10 protein-coding genes and 4 pseudogenes are annotated in these 16,546 nt (G+C 68.9%); 6 read left to right on the forward strand and 8 right to left on the reverse strand.

What is annotated here, in order from left to right:
- Positions 1-620 precede the first annotated feature (620 nt).
- The 5 genes and pseudogenes from C7T91_RS07475 to aroC all read left to right on the forward strand — a co-directional run.
- Entirely contained in the window at positions 621-2,474 is a 1,854-nt protein-coding gene (locus tag C7T91_RS07475; RefSeq protein ID WP_108258708.1) for an ABC transporter ATP-binding protein, read from the forward strand.
- Positions 2,471-4,360: an ABC transporter ATP-binding protein gene (locus tag C7T91_RS07480; protein WP_108258709.1), complete on the forward strand. Its 1,890-nt coding sequence runs from the start codon at positions 2,471-2,473 to the stop codon at positions 4,358-4,360. Before C7T91_RS07475 ends, C7T91_RS07480 begins: the two co-directional genes overlap by 4 nt.
- Before the next feature lie 102 nt (positions 4,361-4,462).
- On the forward strand, positions 4,463-5,719 hold the full coding sequence (locus C7T91_RS07485) for a class I SAM-dependent RNA methyltransferase (protein ID WP_108258710.1): 1,257 nt from the start codon (positions 4,463-4,465) through the stop codon (positions 5,717-5,719).
- A 129-nt stretch (positions 5,720-5,848) separates the two neighbouring features.
- Positions 5,849-6,850 (forward strand): Bug family tripartite tricarboxylate transporter substrate binding protein, encoded by a 1,002-nt coding sequence (locus C7T91_RS07490; protein WP_108258711.1) that lies wholly within the window; start codon positions 5,849-5,851, stop codon positions 6,848-6,850.
- A gap of 362 nt (positions 6,851-7,212) precedes the next feature.
- A pseudogene (gene aroC, locus C7T91_RS07500) lies at positions 7,213-7,965 on the forward strand (chorismate synthase); the annotation flags it as partial.
- A 183-nt stretch (positions 7,966-8,148) separates the two neighbouring features.
- Here aroC and C7T91_RS07505 read toward each other — a convergent pair.
- Positions 8,149-9,111, reverse strand: a complete 963-nt coding sequence (locus C7T91_RS07505; RefSeq protein ID WP_108258713.1) for a M48 family metalloprotease — start codon at positions 9,109-9,111, stop codon at positions 8,149-8,151.
- A 39-nt stretch (positions 9,112-9,150) separates the two neighbouring features.
- Positions 9,151-9,858 carry a GntR family transcriptional regulator gene (locus tag C7T91_RS07510; protein ID WP_108258714.1) on the reverse strand — a complete coding sequence of 236 codons (708 nt, stop codon included), beginning with the start codon at positions 9,856-9,858 and terminating at the stop codon, positions 9,151-9,153.
- 74 nt (positions 9,859-9,932) lie between these two features.
- Between C7T91_RS07510 and C7T91_RS37770 the strand changes: the two are divergent.
- Positions 9,933-10,148: pseudogene (locus C7T91_RS37770) on the forward strand (benzoate/H(+) symporter BenE family transporter); the annotation flags it as partial.
- A 62-nt stretch (positions 10,149-10,210) separates the two neighbouring features.
- On the opposite strand, the pseudogene C7T91_RS35030 reads toward C7T91_RS37770, so the two are convergent.
- The 6 genes and pseudogenes from C7T91_RS35030 to C7T91_RS07540 form a co-directional block, all read right to left on the reverse strand.
- Positions 10,211-10,906 (reverse strand): annotated as a pseudogene (locus C7T91_RS35030) (PP2C family protein-serine/threonine phosphatase); the annotation flags it as partial.
- 64 nt (positions 10,907-10,970) lie between these two features.
- Positions 10,971-11,807 (reverse strand): formate/nitrite transporter family protein, encoded by an 837-nt coding sequence (locus C7T91_RS07520; protein WP_108258716.1) that lies wholly within the window; start codon positions 11,805-11,807, stop codon positions 10,971-10,973.
- A 32-nt stretch (positions 11,808-11,839) separates the two neighbouring features.
- Entirely contained in the window at positions 11,840-12,178 is a 339-nt protein-coding gene (gene nirD / locus C7T91_RS07525) for a nitrite reductase small subunit NirD (protein WP_108258717.1), read from the reverse strand.
- Positions 12,175-14,630 (reverse strand): annotated as a pseudogene (nirB, locus tag C7T91_RS07530) (nitrite reductase large subunit NirB). Before nirB ends, nirD begins: the two are co-directional and overlap by 4 nt.
- Before the next feature lie 463 nt (positions 14,631-15,093).
- The gene (locus C7T91_RS07535; RefSeq protein WP_108258718.1) at positions 15,094-15,534 is read right to left on the reverse strand and encodes an RrF2 family transcriptional regulator; all 441 of its coding nucleotides are present in this window, start codon (positions 15,532-15,534) and stop codon (positions 15,094-15,096) included.
- A gap of 256 nt (positions 15,535-15,790) precedes the next feature.
- Positions 15,791-16,486 (reverse strand): GntR family transcriptional regulator, encoded by a 696-nt coding sequence (locus C7T91_RS07540; RefSeq protein WP_108258719.1) that lies wholly within the window; start codon positions 16,484-16,486, stop codon positions 15,791-15,793.
- Positions 16,487-16,546 lie beyond the last annotated feature (60 nt).

Consider the following 16,546-nt stretch of genomic DNA (forward strand, 5'->3'; position numbering starts at 1 on the left):
TTGAGGCCAGGCAACGCGTTCGATCCCGGCGGTGCCAAGGGCGTTGAAGCGGTTATCACTGAGCGGCAGCTGCAGCGGTGCTTGGACCGGTGGCGCATCGGCTGACAACACGCTGGTGACGGTGCCGAACTGCCGGTCCTCCGGGCACTGGCCGGGACGCGCGGGAAATCAGGAGGGTCAGGAAACCGTCCGAGGGACGGCATTGCCCGGAAAGGTGATCTCAGCCACTGGCTCGCGCCACCTGTCTCTGGCCCATGCTCCGTGGAAAGTGGTCGTGCGATTGGGTGCTGTTGCGCAAATCCGGCGAAGACCGCGGGTTCCCTTTCCCAGACACACTTATCTCAGGGCCGCGGTGACCGGGATGACGACGGCAGCGAAGACCGCATGTCTTTTCCGATCGGCGCGCTGCCCGGGCGCCGCCGCCCTGCCACGGCCCGGCCCTGCCCGGCACGGTAATTGCAGATCTTCGCCCTGTCGCGCGCTGACGCTGCCGGTCCTGCAGGCAGAAGGCCGTGCCGCTGCCGCATCGGCAACCGCCTGCGGCGCGGTCCCTGGCCCGGAAGGCTTCGCCGGGGGACGGAATCACCCTATCTGTCGGCCAGGCTCGAAAGGCAGGTCCCGTGTTCCGTTTCTTTGAAAATCTTGTCGATCCCTATGTCGATTACCCCGAGACCGACGCGCCGCCGCGCGGGATCTGGGCCTATATGCGCGAGCTGTCGCGCCCGTTCCGCAAGGTCTTCGTCTGGGCCTTCGCCAGCTCGATCCTCGTCGCCGCCGTGGAAATCTGGCTGATCGGCTATGTCGGCCGGGTGGTCGACCTGCTCGGCAACACCACGCCGGCCGCGCTCTGGCAGGCGCATGGCATCGAGCTGATCGCCATGGCGGTCTTCCTCGTCACCCTGCGCCCGGCGCTGCAATGGCTGAATGTCGCGCTCCTGAACAATGCGGTGATGCCGAATTTCGGCACGCTGTTCCGCTGGCGGGCGCATCGCCATGTGCTGCGCCAGTCGGTCGGCTGGTTCGAGAACGATTTCGCCGGGCGCATCGCCAACCGCATCATGCAGGCGCCGCCCGCCGCCGGCGAGGCGGTGTTCCAGGTCTTCGACGCGCTGACCTTCGCCACGGCTTACGTGATCGGCGCCGCGGTGCTGCTGGCGGATGCCGACCTGCGGCTGTTCCTGCCGCTCGGGCTCTGGCTCGTCGCCTATGTCGCGCTGGTGCGTTGGACGGTGCGCCGGATCGGCCCGGCCTCCAAGGCCGCTTCGGATGCCCGCTCCGCCGTCACCGGCCGGGTGGTCGACAGCTACACCAACATCCAGTCGGTGAAGCTCTTCGCGCATCATTCGGGCGAGCTCGACTACGCCAAGGAGGCGATCGACCGGGCACGCACCACCTTCGCCGCCGAGATGCGGCTCTTCACCATCATGGATGTCGTGCTGACGCTGCTGAACGGCTTCCTCGTGCTGGGCGTCGTCGGCTGGGCGATCTGGCTCTGGGCGGAGGGCTCGGCCTCGGTGGGCATCGTCGCGGCGGCCTCGGCCCTGACGCTCAGGCTCAACGCCATGACCGGCTGGATCATGTGGGCGGTGTCGAATTTCTTCCAGTCGCTCGGCGTCGTTGACGAGGGACTCGAAACCATCGCCCAGCCGGTGGCCCTGACCGACCGACCCGGCGCGCCCGCGCTTGAGCTCAGCGAGGGCCGCATCGCCTTCCGCGAGCTGTCGCACCATTACGGCAAGGGCGCGGGCGGGCTCGACCGGATCACGCTGGAGATCGCGCCCGGCGAGAAGATCGGCCTGGTCGGCCGCTCGGGCGCCGGGAAATCGACGCTGGTCAAGCTGCTGCTGCGCTTCTACGATCCCGAGAGCGGCCGGATCGAGATCGACGGACAGGACATCGCCGCGGTCACCCAGGACAGCCTGCGCCGCCAGATCGGCATGGTCAGCCAGGAATCTTCGCTGCTGCACCGCTCGGTGCGCGAGAACATTCTCTATGGCAGGCCAGACGCGACCGAGGCCGAGATGGAGGCGGCCGCGCAGAAGGCGCAGGCCCATGATTTTATTCAGGATCTCGCCGATTCCGAGGGCCGCCGCGGCTATGATGCCCAGGTCGGCGAGCGCGGCGTCAAGCTCTCGGGCGGCCAGCGCCAGCGGATCGCTCTCGCTCGCGTGATCTTGAAGGACGCGCCGATCCTCGTGCTGGACGAGGCCACGAGCGCACTCGATAGTGAGGTCGAAGCCGCCATCCAGGACACGCTCTACGGCATGATGGAGGGCAAGACCGTCATCGCCATCGCCCACCGGCTGTCCACGATCGCCCATATGGACCGCATTCTCGTGCTCGACGGCGGCCGCATCGCCGAGGTCGGCAGCCATGGCGAGCTGCTGGCGCAGGGCGGGCTCTATGCCGGGTTCTGGTCGCGCCAGTCCGGCGGCTTCCTCGGAACGGAAGACAAGACGGAGGCGGCCGAATGAAATGGCCCGAAGCTGACATCGCGGAACGCAAGGCGGCCCGCATCCCGCCCTTCTACCGGCGGCTCGCCGACACGATCGAGCCCTTCGCCCGGGCCGAGGGACCGCCCCCCGGGCGCCTGCGGCCGTTCCTCGGCTGGGCGCTGGATGGCGCCGGCCGCCAGATCCGGCTGGCGGTGGCGGCCTCGATCTCGGTCGGCATCACCACCGTGCTCGGCTTCTGGATGATCGGCTGGGTGATCGACGCGGCGCAGGCCAGCGGCGCGTCCTTCCTCTCCGCCGAGGGCTGGAAATTCTGGCTTCTGGCGGTGTTCTTCCTCGCCGTCTGGCCGCTTTCGATGGTGGCAAACGCCGCCTTCAACACCGTGACGCTGCAGCCGAACCTCTATGCGCTGGTGCTCAGCCGCGTGAACCGCCACACACTGGGCCAGGCGCTGAGCTATTTCGACAATGATTTCGCCGGGCGCATCGCCCAGAAATCGCAGCAGACCGCCCGCGCCCTGACCGAGGTGGTCACCGAGGCGACCAACATCCTCGGCAACGCCGTGGCGGCGGCGCTCTCGGCGGTGGTGATGCTGGCGGCGGTCAACTGGTGGCTGGGGCTCGCGGTGCTGGTGTGGATGGCGGGCTATGCGGTGCTGATCCGCCTCTTCCTGCCGCGCATCCGCGCCCGGTCGCAGCTGCGCGCCGCGCGCCGCGCCATGGTGACCGGCCAGATCGTCGACACGATCACCAACATCACCACGGTGAAGCTCTTCGCCCATGGCCCCAAGGAAGAGGCCGCCACCGAGGAGTCGCTGCATGGCTACCGCGAGGCCTCGGTCGCCTGGGCCTCGATCGTGGTGACCTTCCGGCTCTGCATCTTCGTGCTTGCCGGCCTCCTGCCGACCGTGCTGATCGGGCTGAGCCTCTGGCTCTGGGGGCAGGGCGCGGCGACGGCGGGCGACATCGCCGCGGCGGGGCTGGTCTCCACCCGGCTGGCCACGATGACCGGCTGGGTCAGCTTCGCGGCGCTCGGCATCTTCTCCAATATCGGCGAGATCGAGGACGGCATCCGCACCCTCACGCCGCCGCATGCCATCACGGACCATCCGCAGGCCGCGAACATCCCGCGCGCCAGCGGCGCGGTGCATTTCGAGGGGGTCTCCTTCGGCTATGGCGGCAAGCCGGGCGCGGCGCTCGACCGGTTCGAGCTCGACATCCGCGCGGGCGAGAAGATCGCGCTGGTCGGCCGCTCCGGCGCGGGCAAGTCGACCGTCATGTCCCTGCTCCTGCGGCTCTACGATGTCGAGGGCGGGCGGATCACGCTCGACGGCCGCGACATCCGCGAGTTGACCCAGGACGCGCTGCGCCGCCAGATCGCGATGGTCCGGCAGGAAACCGCGATGTTCAACCGCTCGGCGATGGACAACATCCGCTACGGCCGTGCGGACGCGACGGACGAGGAGGTGATGGAGGCAGCGCGCCAGGCCTCGGCGCATGACTTCATCCTGACGCTCCGCGACCACCGCGGCCGCACCGGCTATGACGCGCATCTCGGCGAGCGCGGCGTGAAGCTCTCGGGCGGCCAGCGCCAGCGCATCGCGCTCGCCCGCGCCATCTTGAAGGACGCGCCGATCCTGGCGCTGGACGAGGCGACCTCGGCGCTCGACAGCGAGGTCGAGGCCGAGATCCAGGAGGCGCTGGACCATGTGATGCAGGGCAAGACCGTGGTCGCCATCGCCCACCGTCTGTCCACCATTGCAGCGATGGACCGGATCATCGTTCTGGAGGGCGGCCGCATCGCCGAGATGGGCACCCATGACGAGCTGCTGGCGCAGGGCGGGCTCTATGCCCGCTTCTGGCAGCGCCAGTCCGGCGGCTTCCTCGGCGCCGAAGCCGCGGAATGACGCGCGCTCCCTCTCCCCCCGGGGGGAGAGGGCCGGGGTGAGGGGCTCTGGTCCCGCGCGCGCCCGTGGTATAGGTCGGCCCGGCACATGAGGAGCCAGGCCATGACCGAGCTTGTGATCACGAAACTGGGGCATCTGGGCGATGGCCTCTCGGAGGGCATCGCCGTGCCCGGCGCGCTGCCCGGCGAGACCGTCGCGGGCGAGATCGAGGGCGGCATCCTGGCCGCGCCGAAGATCGTCACCCCCTCCGCAGACCGGGTGAAGCCGCCCTGTCCGCATGCCAAGTCCTGCGGCGGCTGCGTGATCCAGCATGGTTCCGACCGGCTGGTGGCGGAATGGAAGCGCGGCATCGTGCTGGATGCGCTGAGGTCCCAGGGCGTGGCGGCGGAGGTCGGTCTGCCGGTGACCTCGCCCGGGGCCAGCCGCCGCCGCGCGGGTTTCGCCGGGCGGCGCACCAAGAAGGGCGCGCTGGTCGGCTTCCACGGACCGCGCTCGCATACGCTGATCGAGGTGCCGGGCTGCCTGGTGGTCACGCCGAAACTGGCCGCGCTGAGGCCGCATCTCGAGGCGATGGTGATCGCCGGGGGCTCGCGCAAGGGGGAGATCTCCTTCCAGGCGACCGAGACGCTGAACGGACCGGACGTGGCGGCGAAAGGCGGCAAGGCGCTGGATCTGGCGCTGCATCAGGAGCTGGTCGCGATCGGCGCGGCGGCCGGGCTGGCGCGGCTGAGCTGGAACGGCGAGCAGGTGGCGCAATGGGCGGCGCCTGAAATCAGGCTCGGCCCGGCACGGGTCACGCTGCCGCCCGGGGCCTTCCTGGAGCCGTCCGCCGGCGGCGGCCTCGTGCGCGTCGAGCAGCGCGTCGAGCTCCCTGCCTTGCGTCAGGTCGGCAAAGCCGGTGATCGCGCCGATCCGCGGCCCGCCATAGAGGCCGCTCTCCGACATCGCCGCCTGGCCGGCCGCGAATTCGGTCTCGCCCACCGGGCGCAGATGTTCGGGACCCGCGGCACGGTACATCGACTTGCATTCGACATAGACCGCCGCGGCGACATTGTGGCCGCTTTCCGCAGCGTCGCGGGCCAGATCGGGCAGGAAATAGCCGTAGCCGCTGGCATGCTGCCACAGATGGACATGGGTATCGACGATCTCCAGCTCCGGCTCCAGCGCCGGTTCCGGCAGGGCCAGCGCCAGCCAGTCCTCGCGCGGACGCTGCGTGCGGCTGAAATCGGTGGCGGTCGTGGTCATGCGGGTTTCCTCCCTGATCGCAAGCCGTCCCGCGGGAGGCGCGCAAACCGCGTGCCGGTCGCGCGCCGTGTCCTTCGGGTTGCCTTCCGCGCGCAAACTGATCATGCCTTCTGAAGCCTGGGGAGGCTGCAAACAGGAGGGCTGCCGGGGAGTGCCGTGCCGATTGGCACCGGATTTGCACATCCTCCGGCTGAGTCCGTGCTCCGTTCGCCGGAGCCGGGCAGGGAGACAAGGGAGGAAGACATGAACACTCAAGGCAACCGTGGTCCGGCCGCACCGGTCCGCAAGCTCATCGCCGTCTTTGCCTCGGCCGCCGTGCTGGCCGGGCCCGCCATGGCGGAGGACGCGGCCGACTATCCCAGCCGTCCGATCGAGTTCATCGTGCAGAGCTCGGCGGGATCGTCCTCGGACACCTTCGCGCGCGAACTGGCCAAGGCCGCCGAGCCGATCCTCGGCCAGACCGTCGCGATCGACTACAAGCCCGGCGGCGGCGGCGCCAACCAGATGGGCTACATCTCGCATGCGCGTCCCGACGGCTACACGATCGGCGTCAACACGCTGACGCATTTCTCCAACATGGCCGGCGTGCTCAAGGGCATGTTCAAGCCGGACGACTTCACCTGGATCGCCATGGTCCAGACCGAGCCGCATATCTACGCGGTGCGCGCCGACGCCCCCTATGACACTTTCGCGGAATTTGCCGCAGCGGCGGCGGAGCGCGGCGAGGCGGCCACGGTCGGCGGCTACGGCCCGATCGGCTCGACCACCAACATCGCGGCCGACATGGGGCTGGACGCGGCGGACGTGACCTACAACTGGGTGTCGTTCAATGCCTCCTCAGAGGCGATCACCGCGCTGCTCGGCGGCCATGTCGAGGTGGTGTCGCTGACCCCCAGCAACGCGCTGGAATACCGCGACGCCGGCCGGGTGAAGATCCTCGGCGTGATTGCGGGCGAGCGCAATCCGGTCATTCCGGACGTGCCGACGCTCGGCGAGCAGGGCTACGAGATCGACACTTCGTGGCAGCAGATCCGCGGCGTCTACGGCCCGGCGGGCATCCCCGGAGACATCCGCGACAAGCTGGCCGCCGCGCTGCAGGAGGCCGCCCGCAGCGACGGTTTCCAGCAATACATGGACCGGGCGGGCATTTCCTCGAACATCATCGGGTCGGAGGAGTACACCGCCCTCGGCGCGCAGCTGTCGCGGATCGCGGAAAAAGCGCTGGACTCGGCCGGCCTGAACTGACGCGCGCCGCCCGGCGGCCGGAGGGCCTGTGCCCCGGCCGCCGCCCCTGACGACCCCAGAGAGACATCCGGAGGGTTCCATGTCCAATGATCAGCGCTCCCCGCTTCCGCGCGGACGCGCCAGCCTGTCGCTTCCGGCATGCTGGACCGAAATCGCCCTGGTTCTGGCGCTGCTCGGCGGGGCCGTCTGGTACCTGCTGGCCGCGCAGGAGCTGCCCGCTTCGCGCAACCCGGTGGAGATCGGTGCGGGCGCCTTTCCGCTGCTGATCGCCATCGGCACGATCGGCTGCCTGGTCCTGCTGCTGCTGCGCTGGCTCTTGGCCGGCGGCGCCGAGCGCGCCCGGCGCATCTCCTTCGACCGTCCGGTCTGGGTCGCGATCGCGATCGCGGGCATGGGGCTCGGCGCTTGGGTGCTGGGTCGCTGCGGGCGGCATCGCGCGGGCGGCGCTCGACAAGCTGGTGCCGGGCATCGAGATCACCGGCTACATGGTGCAGATGGGGCCGGGGGCGATCGAGCGCAGCCGGTTCGACGCCGCCGAGATCGCGCGGAACCCGTTCTGGTGCCCCGATGCAGGGGCGGCCGCGGACTGGGCGGAGTATCTCGATGCGCTGCGCAAGTCGGGCGACAGCGTCGGCGCGGTGATCGAGGTCACGGCGAAAGGCGTTCCGGCCGGCCTCGGCGCGCCGATCTACGGCAAGCTCGACACCGATCTGGCGGCGGCGATGATGTCGATCAACGCGGTGAAGGCGGTCGAGATCGGCGAGGGCATGGCGGCGGCGGCGCTGACCGGCGCGGACAATGCCGACGAGATCTCCATGGGGCCGGACGGTCCGGTCTTCTCCTCGAACCATGCCGGCGGCATCCTCGGCGGCATCTCCACCGGCCAGGAGGTCGTGGTGCGCTTCGCGGTCAAGCCGACCTCTTCGATCCTGACCACCCGCAAGACCATCACCAAGTCGGGCGAAGAGGCCGAGATCATCACCAAGGGCCGCCATGACCCCTGCGTCGGCATCCGCGCGGTGCCGGTCGGCGAGGCGATGATGGCCTGCGTGATCCTCGACCACCTTCTGCTCGACCGCGGCCAGACCGGCGGCATCCGCGGTCCGATCGGCTGAGGCTCTGCCGCAAGGCGGGCGCGGCGCAAAGCTGAGTCCCCGCCCTCCGGTTTCGGGCGCCGTCCGATTGCGGTGCGCAGCCGCCGCGTTAGCCGACAGGCGGGAAACTTGGCGATCCGCCCCTGCCGCCCCGGCGGAGCGGGCCGTCCGCCCGTGCCGCGGGGGGCGGCGCGTATCGAGGGGCTATTCCGGACAGGCCAGCGCCATTTGCGAAGGGGGGTAGTCGCTCAGCAGCCCCTCGAGCGGCCGGACCAGCCGGGCGCTGTCCATGAGCCGCCCCATGCCGGAAAGGTCATAGGCCAGCATTTCCACCTGGACCTGCCCCAATTCGCCGGACCGGAAGCTGCGGAACATGTCCCGGTCCAGCAGCAGCCTGTCGGCGATCGCCTGCAGGCGCTCCGGCGAGACCGGATGCTTGCCGCCCCCGGTTTGCGCGCCACCCGGGTCGCGCCAGCGTTCCAGCAGGAAAACGGTGTCGAGCGACTCCGGCCGGATGCGGAAGCCGGCCGCGCGGTCGAGGGCAAACCTGTCCGCGCCGAGTTCCTCGGCCAGCGAATGGGGCTCTGCCGGGCCGCGGGTGTCGCCCCGCAGCAGGTGCCCCATTTCATGGGCGATGAGGAATTGCAGCGTCGGGCCCAGCAGGTCGCTGGCGGCCAGGCGGGCACCGAGATCATCGGCTGCCGTGTCGGCGGTGATGCCGAAGGCCCGGAGGGGCGGCGGCAGGTCCCGCCCGTCCGCCAGAAGCGCCCAGGCATAGGCCTGCAGCCAGCCCCGGTCGCAGCCCCGGCGTTCGAAGATCGCCTCGAGCTGGACGAAATCCTCGAGGAAGCGGACCGACTCGACCGGGATGACGACCGTCTGGGTGTCGGGCCGGTTGCCGAAATAGATCGGCGACGGGCCGTCGAGCGGCACGGACAGCAGCAGCTCCGCGGCCCGGAACTGGTCGAATTCCGGCACGGCGGCGCGGAGTTCGCGGAAGGCCGTCCGGATCAGCGGGGCAAGCCGCTGTTTCTCGCTTTCCAGCTCGGCGGCGGTATAGGGCGCGGCAAGGGCCGGCGGCGCAAGCAAGAGAAGCAGCCACAGCCCGGCAGCCCGGAGAATTCCGGGGCGGGCGCGCTGCGCGATCTGCCGCAAGATCCTGGACATCCTGTCTCCCTGCCTTGGCGGAGATTAACGGATGGGATCTTAAGAAAATCCTCCCGGTTCCGCGTCGCAGCGTCCGGCGAAGAAGGCGGCGATGGTGGCGGCGGCGGTCTCCAGATGCCCGCGCAGCACCTGCGTGGCGCGGGAAATGTCGCGGGCGCGCGCAGCCTCCAGCATGGCGCGGTGGTCGTCCTGGGACATGTGCGCCCGGCCATGCGCGGCAAGGTGGAAGCGCAGGTAGCGGTCGAAACCTGCCAGCGTGGTCTCGGTCAGCGCCAGCAGCTTGGGCTGCCCGGCCGCACTGTAGAGCACCATGTGGAAGCGCCGGTTCAGCTCGCCCATCCGCCCGGGGTCGGGTTCGCTGTCCATCTCGTCGATCAGCTCGGCGGCGGCGGCGAATTCAGCCTCCGCCAGGTGCGGGATCGAGCGTTCGAGGCAGGCCGGCTCCAGCGCCAGCCGGATCGCATAGGTGTCCGCGGCGTCGGCGGCGGAGATCTCGGTGACCACGGCGCCCTTGTGCGGCACGAAATCGAGCAGTGCCTGCGCCTCGAGCTGGCGCAGAGCCTCGCGCACCGGCATGCGGCTGACGCCGAAGGCGCGGGCGATCTCTTCCTGCCGGAGCGGCGTGCCGCCCGCGAGCCGGCCGGTCAGGATAGCTTCGCGCAGGGTGGCCTCGACATGCTGGGTCGCGGTGCGGGGCCGTCCGCCGGTTGCGGCGGCGAGGGCGGCCAGGTCGGGAAGTTGCTGCATCCGATATCCAATTGCTGATTGGATCCAATTATGCCACCAACGCTGCATCCGTCAAACAGTCGTTGCGAGTCGCCATGACCGATACCGCCCAGCCGTCTTCCCTGGTCCAGCCGCTCACCGCCGGCCTCCTTGCCGCCGTGGTCGGCTTCGCCAGTTCCTTCGCCATCGTGCTGCAGGGACTTGCCGGGGTGGGGGCAAGCCCGTCCCAGGCGGCGTCGGGGCTCTTTGCGCTCTGCCTGCTGCAGGGGGCGCTGGCGGTCTGGCTGGGGCTGAGGCACCGCCAGCCGATCAGCCTCGCCTGGTCGACGCCGGGCGCGGCGCTGCTGATCAGGCGGTCGACGCGCACCACCTGCGCGGTCAGGTTGTCGGGCGAACCGCGGTCCAGAGCCGCCTCGACGAGGGCGCGGGCGGCGGCGTCCGGCTCGGCGGAGGAGGCGATGCGGGCGATGGTGCCGGGGGCCAGGTGTTCGTGAACGCCGTCGGTGGTCAATACGAAGATGTCGCCGGGCGCGACGGACACGCGGCGGTAGTCGGGCTGCATGTCTTCGTGCAGGCCGAGCGTGCGGTCGAGATGCCCGCCCTGGCCCGCGCGGTGGTCTTCGGTCAACGGCTCCAGGCTCAGCCCGGCGACCCGGGCGATGCGGGCATCGCCAAGATGCAGCACATGCGCCTCGCGGCCCTTCAGGATCAGCGCGGAGAGGGTGCAGACATGTCCGCGGTCGAGATCCTCGATGCCGCGGTTCTGCCCGCAGAGCCAGGCGTTGGCGGCGGCGATCACCCGGCGGGCCGAGGTCTCGGCGGTCCAGGCATCGGGCGTGTCGTAGTAATCGGTCATCAGCGCGGCGACGGCCGTCTCGGCGGCTTCGCGGCTGACCGGGCTGGGGCTGATCCCGTCGGCAATGGCGACGGCGATGCCCTTCAGCACGAGGGCGGCGCCGTCCGGCACGGCCGCCCCATGGAAATCCTGGTTTTCCGGCTTCGCGCCTGCCGCGGAAAACTGCCCGATGGTCGCGGCGAGGGCGGCCTTGTGCTGGGTGTCCTTGGGCATTGCGGCTCTCCGGAAACGGCGGAACAGGGCCCCGCTTGACGCAGGGCCCTGTTCTTCTGCTCGATTATTCTGCTGCGACGCGGAAGTCCGGCGAAGCGTTGCGCTTCGGGGATTCGCGGAAGTGGGTCGCGTAGATCATGCCGCCCACGAAGGTCAGGCCGCCGACGAGGTTGCCCAGCACGACCGGGATCTCGTTGTAGAGGAGGTAGTCTCCCCAGGTGAACTGGCCGCCCAGCATGATGCCCGAGGGGAAGAGGAACATGTTCACGATGGAGTGCTCGAAGCCGAGGTAGAAGAAGACCAGGATCGGCATCCACATCGCCATGATCTTGCCCGAGGTCGAGGTCGACATCATCGCCGCGACGACGCCGGTGGAGACCATCCAGTTGCAGAGCACCGCGCGGACGAAGACGGTCAGCAGGCCTGCGCCGCCGGCAGCGGCATAGCCCAGCGTCCGGGCTTCGCCGATCTGGCCGATCTTCTGGCCGACCGCGTTCGGTTCGGTCGAGAAGCCCATGGTGAAGACGATGGCCATCAGGATGGCGGTGGTCATGGCGCCGCCGAAGTTGCCGAGCGCGACGAGGCCCCAGTTGCGGAACACGCCGCCCCAGGTGCAGCCTGGGCGCTTGGCGATGACGGCGAGCGGGGCCAGCGTGAAGACGCCGGTCAGCAGGTCGAAGCCCATCAGGTAGAGCATGCAGAAGCCGACCGGGAACAGGAGCGAGGCAACGAGGAAGTTGCCGGTATTGACCGCGATGGTCACCGCGAAGGCGGCGGCGAGCGCGAGGATGGCACCGGCCATGTAGGCGCGGATCAGGGTGTCCTTGGTGGACATGAAAATTTTGGATTCGCCTGCATCGACCATCTTGGCCGCGAATTCCTTCGGCATCACGTAAGACATGCGTGTCGTCCTTATAGAATGGGGGCCTGTGGTCAGGCGCCGATGGTGGTGGAGAGGTAGATGTCCTGACCGTCGAGACGGACCGGGAAAGTGCGGGTGGCGCCCTCGTCGGCGCCCTGTGCGGCGCCGGTCTCGAGCGAGATCACCCAGTTGTGGAGCGGGCAGGTGACGCAGCCGTCATGCACGATCCCCTGGGAGAGCGGCCCGTTCTTGTGCGGGCAGCGGTCTTCGATTGCGAAGATGCGGTCATCCCCGGTGCGGAACACGGCGATGGTCATCGCGCCGTTCTTCACGCAGCGCGCGCCCTGGCGCGGGATGTCGTCGATGGTGCCGATCAGGCGCCAGTCGAACGCGGTTCCAAGGTCCTTCATTCGGCTGCCTCCAGCTTGAGATCTGCCATCGGGGTGAATTCATGGGCGTCCGTGCCCGCGACGCGCTCCGCCCAGGGATCGACCTGCGCGAATTGCTGCGAGAAGGCGAAGCGGTCGGCATAGGCCTTGCGTGCCTCGGGATCGTCGAAGATCGTCTCGCGGATGTGGTCGTAGCCGAGCCGGTCGGCCCATTTGTAGATCCGCTCGAGGTAGAAGCCGGTCTCGCGGTAGTACTGCGTCAGCGCGCCCACCACCTCGATGACCTCTTCCTCGGTCTTCACCGACCCGAGCTCGGTCGTGCCCTGGATATGCAGGCCGGCCGCGCCGCCATAGACGATCTGGTAGCCGCTATCGACGCAGATCACGCCAATATCCTTGCAGGTCGCCTCGGCGCAGTTCCGCGGGCAGCCGGTGACGGCGAGCTTCAGCTTCGCGGGCGACCAGGAGCCCCAGAGATACTGCTCCAGCTTGATGCCCAAGCCCGTGGAGTCCTGCGTGCCGAAGCGGCACCACTCCTTGCCGACGCAGGTCTTCACCGTGCGCAGCCCCTTGGCATAGGCCGCGCCCGAGATCATGCCGGCGTCGTTCAGGTCCTTCCAGACCGGGATCAGGTCCTCTTTCTTCACGCCGAGCAGGTCGATGCGCTGGCCGCCGGTGACCTTCACCGAGGGGATGTCGTAGCGGTCGACGATGTCGGCGATGGCACGCAGCTCGGACGAGGTGGTCATGCCGCCGAACATCCGCGGGACCACCGAATAGGTGCCGTCCTTCTGGATGTTCGCATGCACCCGCTCGTTGATGAAGCGGCTCTGCTGGTCGTCGACATACTCGCCCGGCCAGTCGGAGAGCAGGTAGTAGTTCAGCGCGGGGCGGCACTTGGCGCAGCCTTCGGGCGTCTTCCACTCCAGTTCCTGCATGACGGCGGGGATCGACTTCAGCCCCTGTGCCTTGATCAGGCGGCGGACCTCGCCATGGCCGAGATCGGTGCAGCCGCACATGCCCTCAACCTTTTTCTCGAAGCTGTCGCCGAGGGTCAGCGCAATGACCGATTCCACCAGCCCCGTGCAGGTGCCGCAGGAGGCCGAGGCCTTGGTATGGGCGCGCACCTCGCCGAGGCTGGTCAGGCCCTTTTCGGTGATCGCGTCGACGATGGTGCCCTTGCAGATGCCGTTGCAGCCGCAGATTTCCGCGTCGTCCGACAGGTTCGCGACCGCTGCCAGCGGATCGGCCGCCGCGCCGCCGCCCTGGTACGCCTGGCCGAAGATCAGCGTGTCGCGGATGTCCTCCACGCAGTCGCCGGATTTCAGCAGTTCGTTGTACCACATGCCGTCCGCGACATCGCCGTAGAGCACGGCGCCGATGACGCGGTTGTCCTTCAGGATCACGCGCTTGTAGGTGCCGTTGGCGGCGTTGCGCAGGACCACGTCCTCGCGGTCCGCGCCTTCGGAGAAGTCGCCGACGGAATAGAGGTTGATGCCGGTGACTTCAGCTTGGTCGGCGTCTCGGCATGGGCGAAGGCGGCCTGGCAGTCATTGGCGGCGGCAAGGTGTTCTGCCGCGACATTCGCCATGGCGTAGAGCGGGGCGACGAGGCCATAGACGCGGCGCTCGACCTCGGCGCATTCGCCGACCGAGAAGATGTCCGGGTCGGAGCTGCGCATGTCCGCCGAGCAGACGATGCCGCGGCCGACCTCAAGCCCGGCCTCTTTCGCCAGCGCGGTGTTCGGGCGGATGCCGACGGCCATGACGACCAGCGAGGCGTCGATCACGGTGCCGTCTTCCAGTTCCAGCCCCTCGACCTTGTCGGTCCCGAGGATCGCCTTGGTATTGGCGCCGCAGCGGACTTCGATGCCGCGCGATTCCAGTTCTTTCTGAAGCAGATAGCCTGCCGCTGGATCGAGCTGGCGCTCCATCAGGGTCGGCATCAGGTGGATGACGGTGACGTCCATGCCGCGCGCCTTCAGGCCCGCTGCCGCCTCGAGACCGAGGAGCCCGCCGCCGATGACCACGGCGCGGCCGCCCTTCGCGGAGGCGTCCAGCATGCCCTCGACATCGTCGAGATCGCGGTAGGCCAGCACGCCCGGGAGCTGGTGGCCGGGGACGGGAATGATGAACGGGGTGGAGCCGGTGGCGACCACGAGCTTGTCGTAGGAGACGGTGATGCCTCCCTCGGAGGTGACGGTCTTCGCGTCCCGGTCGATCTGCGTGACCTTCTGGCCGCGATGCAGCGTGACGCCGTTCGAGGCGTACCAGTCATCGCCGTGGATGATGATGTCCTCGTAGGTCTTCTCGCCCGAGAGCACCGGCGACAGCATGATGCGGTCGTAGTTCACGCGGGGTTCGGCATTGAAGATGGTGACGTCCCAGGCGTCCGGAGCGATCCGGAACAGGGTTTCGAGCATCCGGCCGGGGGCCATGCCGTTGCCGATGATGACGAGGTTCTTCTTGGTCATTTCCGCTCGCTTCCGTGTTCAGCTGGCGAGACGCAAAGCGCCTGCGTTAACTCGAAAGGGAATGCGAGATGGCAGCGCCCGCACGCGTTCCCAGAAACTGTCCGATGGTATCGGTAGTCTTGAGTCCGCAGCGCCGTTGCTGCCGGGGCCCGGAGGGCCGTCTGTTCGGAGAAGGCCGCGCCATTGCAGCCTAGGTGGAGGACGGTGCCTCCGATGACATTCTGGTTACCGGCTTGCCGCGGCGCGATCCAGGGAAAAATGTGGCGCATCCGGCGAATGTTTCGGACTGGCCGCGGCGCTGGGCGGGGATGGCTTTCTGCCGTGCAGAAAACGGCATGTCTGGCGATTTCCGCAGCGGTTTTGAAACGGTAATATTCATTCATCACGGCGCTTTGCCATCGAAAAGCCCCGGCGCAGGGGGCTGCGCCGGGGCTCCGGGAAAGGGAGTTGCGAATCGCGGGCGCTATCCGGGCGAATCATGCGCGGCGGCGCGTTGCAGAAGCCCGAGCGACCCGGGATGGGACAGCAGCGCATCGGCCAGGCTCAGCCGGTCGAGCGCCGCGTAGAAGGCGGCCTGCGCCTCTGCGAAAGGGCCCGGCAGGCCGCAGGCCCCGGTCAGGAGGCAGCCGCCGCAGTCGACGAGGCCACCATCGCCCTCCATGTGCCGCACCACCTGGCCCAGCCGGATCTCGGGGGCGGGGCGGGCGAGCCGCACGCCCCCGGCGCGGCCGCGCGTGCTTTCGAGAAAGCCGCCCTCGACGAGCTGCAGGGCGACCTTCATCAGGTTGTTCTTCGACAGGCCGTGGGCGCGGGCCATTTCCGCGACCGTCACGATCCGATCCTGATGCGCCCCCAGATAGAGGCAGATGCGGATCGCGTAATCGGTGAACTTGGACAGGCGCATGGCGGGAGCCTCGGGTCTGCGGCGGTTCCGGTCAGGCGGCGCGGGTGGCGGTTCCGGCCGACAGCGATTTCGGATGGCGCAGGAACAGGATCGCCGGGCTCGGCAGGGCCTCGCGCCGGATCGTCTCGGCCAGCGTGCCGAGCGTCGCGGCGGCATGGCGCTCGCGGCCGACCGCGGATTGCCGGGAGAGGCAGAGGTTTGCGGTCGGCTGCCGACCTCGGCGCCGCTTGCTCCCGCAGCCGCCGTGGAGGGCGCCTCACACGGCGCGGGCCCGGCCGCTGCGGTCCATGGCACGCATCTGTTCGACGATATGGCGGCCCGAGCCCTCGACATGCTGTTCGATGACGCGCGCCGCTTCGTCGGCATCGTGGCGGCGGATGGCATCGACAAGCGCGCGGTGTTCGGCAAGCACGTCGTTGCGCCGCTTCGGCGAGACGGTGAAGGGGCGCGCTATGGCGCCGAGGATGTTGCGGTGCCGCCACCACAGCTCGACCGCGTTGCGGTTGTAGTGCCGGTCGTACATCAGGCGGTGGAACTGCGTGTCGTATTCGTACTGCGCCTCGTGGTCGTCATCGAGCTTCAGCGCCTCCATCCTGGCGCAGAGCCCGTCCAGCGCGCGGATGTCCTCGGCGGTGGCCATGCCGACGAACCAGCGCGTCAGCTTCGGTTCGATCAGCATCTCGATCTCGACGATGTCGCGGACGAAATCGGCATCCATGGGGCGCACGCGCGCGCCGCGGTTGGGTTCGAGGATCACGAACCCCTCGCCGCGCAGCTGCTGCAGGGCCTCGCGCACCGGGTTCGTCGAGCTGCCCATGCGGGCCGCGATCTCGGACACTTTCAGGCGCTCATGCGGTTTCACGCGGCCAAGGACGATGTCATCGCGCAGCCGGTCATAGACGGAGGCCCTGCGGTCCCCGGGCTGCGTTCCGCTGTCTTGCCGATCATCCATGACGTGTTGCCCGCGTTTGTCCCTGTGGTCGTGTCTATCCCGAGATGGGGGGGGTGTCAA

The sequence above is a fragment of the Mangrovicoccus ximenensis genome (assembly GCF_003056725.1).
Taxonomy (GTDB): domain Bacteria; phylum Pseudomonadota; class Alphaproteobacteria; order Rhodobacterales; family Rhodobacteraceae; genus Mangrovicoccus; species Mangrovicoccus ximenensis.

Coding starts and splice junctions, on each gene's coding strand:
- C7T91_RS07485 (WP_108258710.1), top strand. CDS start 4,463: ATGACCGAGCTTGTGATCACGAAACTGGGGCATCTGGGCGATGGCCTC.
- C7T91_RS07490 (WP_108258711.1), top strand. CDS start 5,849: ATGAACACTCAAGGCAACCGTGGTCCGGCCGCACCGGTCCGCAAGCTC.
- C7T91_RS07505 (WP_108258713.1), bottom strand. CDS start 9,111: ATGTCCAGGATCTTGCGGCAGATCGCGCAGCGCGCCCGCCCCGGAATT.
- nirD (WP_108258717.1), bottom strand. CDS start 12,178: ATGAAGGACCTTGGAACCGCGTTCGACTGGCGCCTGATCGGCACCATC.
- C7T91_RS07480 (WP_108258709.1), top strand. CDS start 2,471: ATGAAATGGCCCGAAGCTGACATCGCGGAACGCAAGGCGGCCCGCATC.
- C7T91_RS07510 (WP_108258714.1), bottom strand. CDS start 9,858: ATGCAGCAACTTCCCGACCTGGCCGCCCTCGCCGCCGCAACCGGCGGA.
- C7T91_RS07535 (WP_108258718.1), bottom strand. CDS start 15,534: ATGCGCCTGTCCAAGTTCACCGATTACGCGATCCGCATCTGCCTCTAT.
- C7T91_RS07520 (WP_108258716.1), bottom strand. CDS start 11,807: ATGTCTTACGTGATGCCGAAGGAATTCGCGGCCAAGATGGTCGATGCA.
- C7T91_RS07540 (WP_108258719.1), bottom strand. CDS start 16,486: ATGGATGATCGGCAAGACAGCGGAACGCAGCCCGGGGACCGCAGGGCC.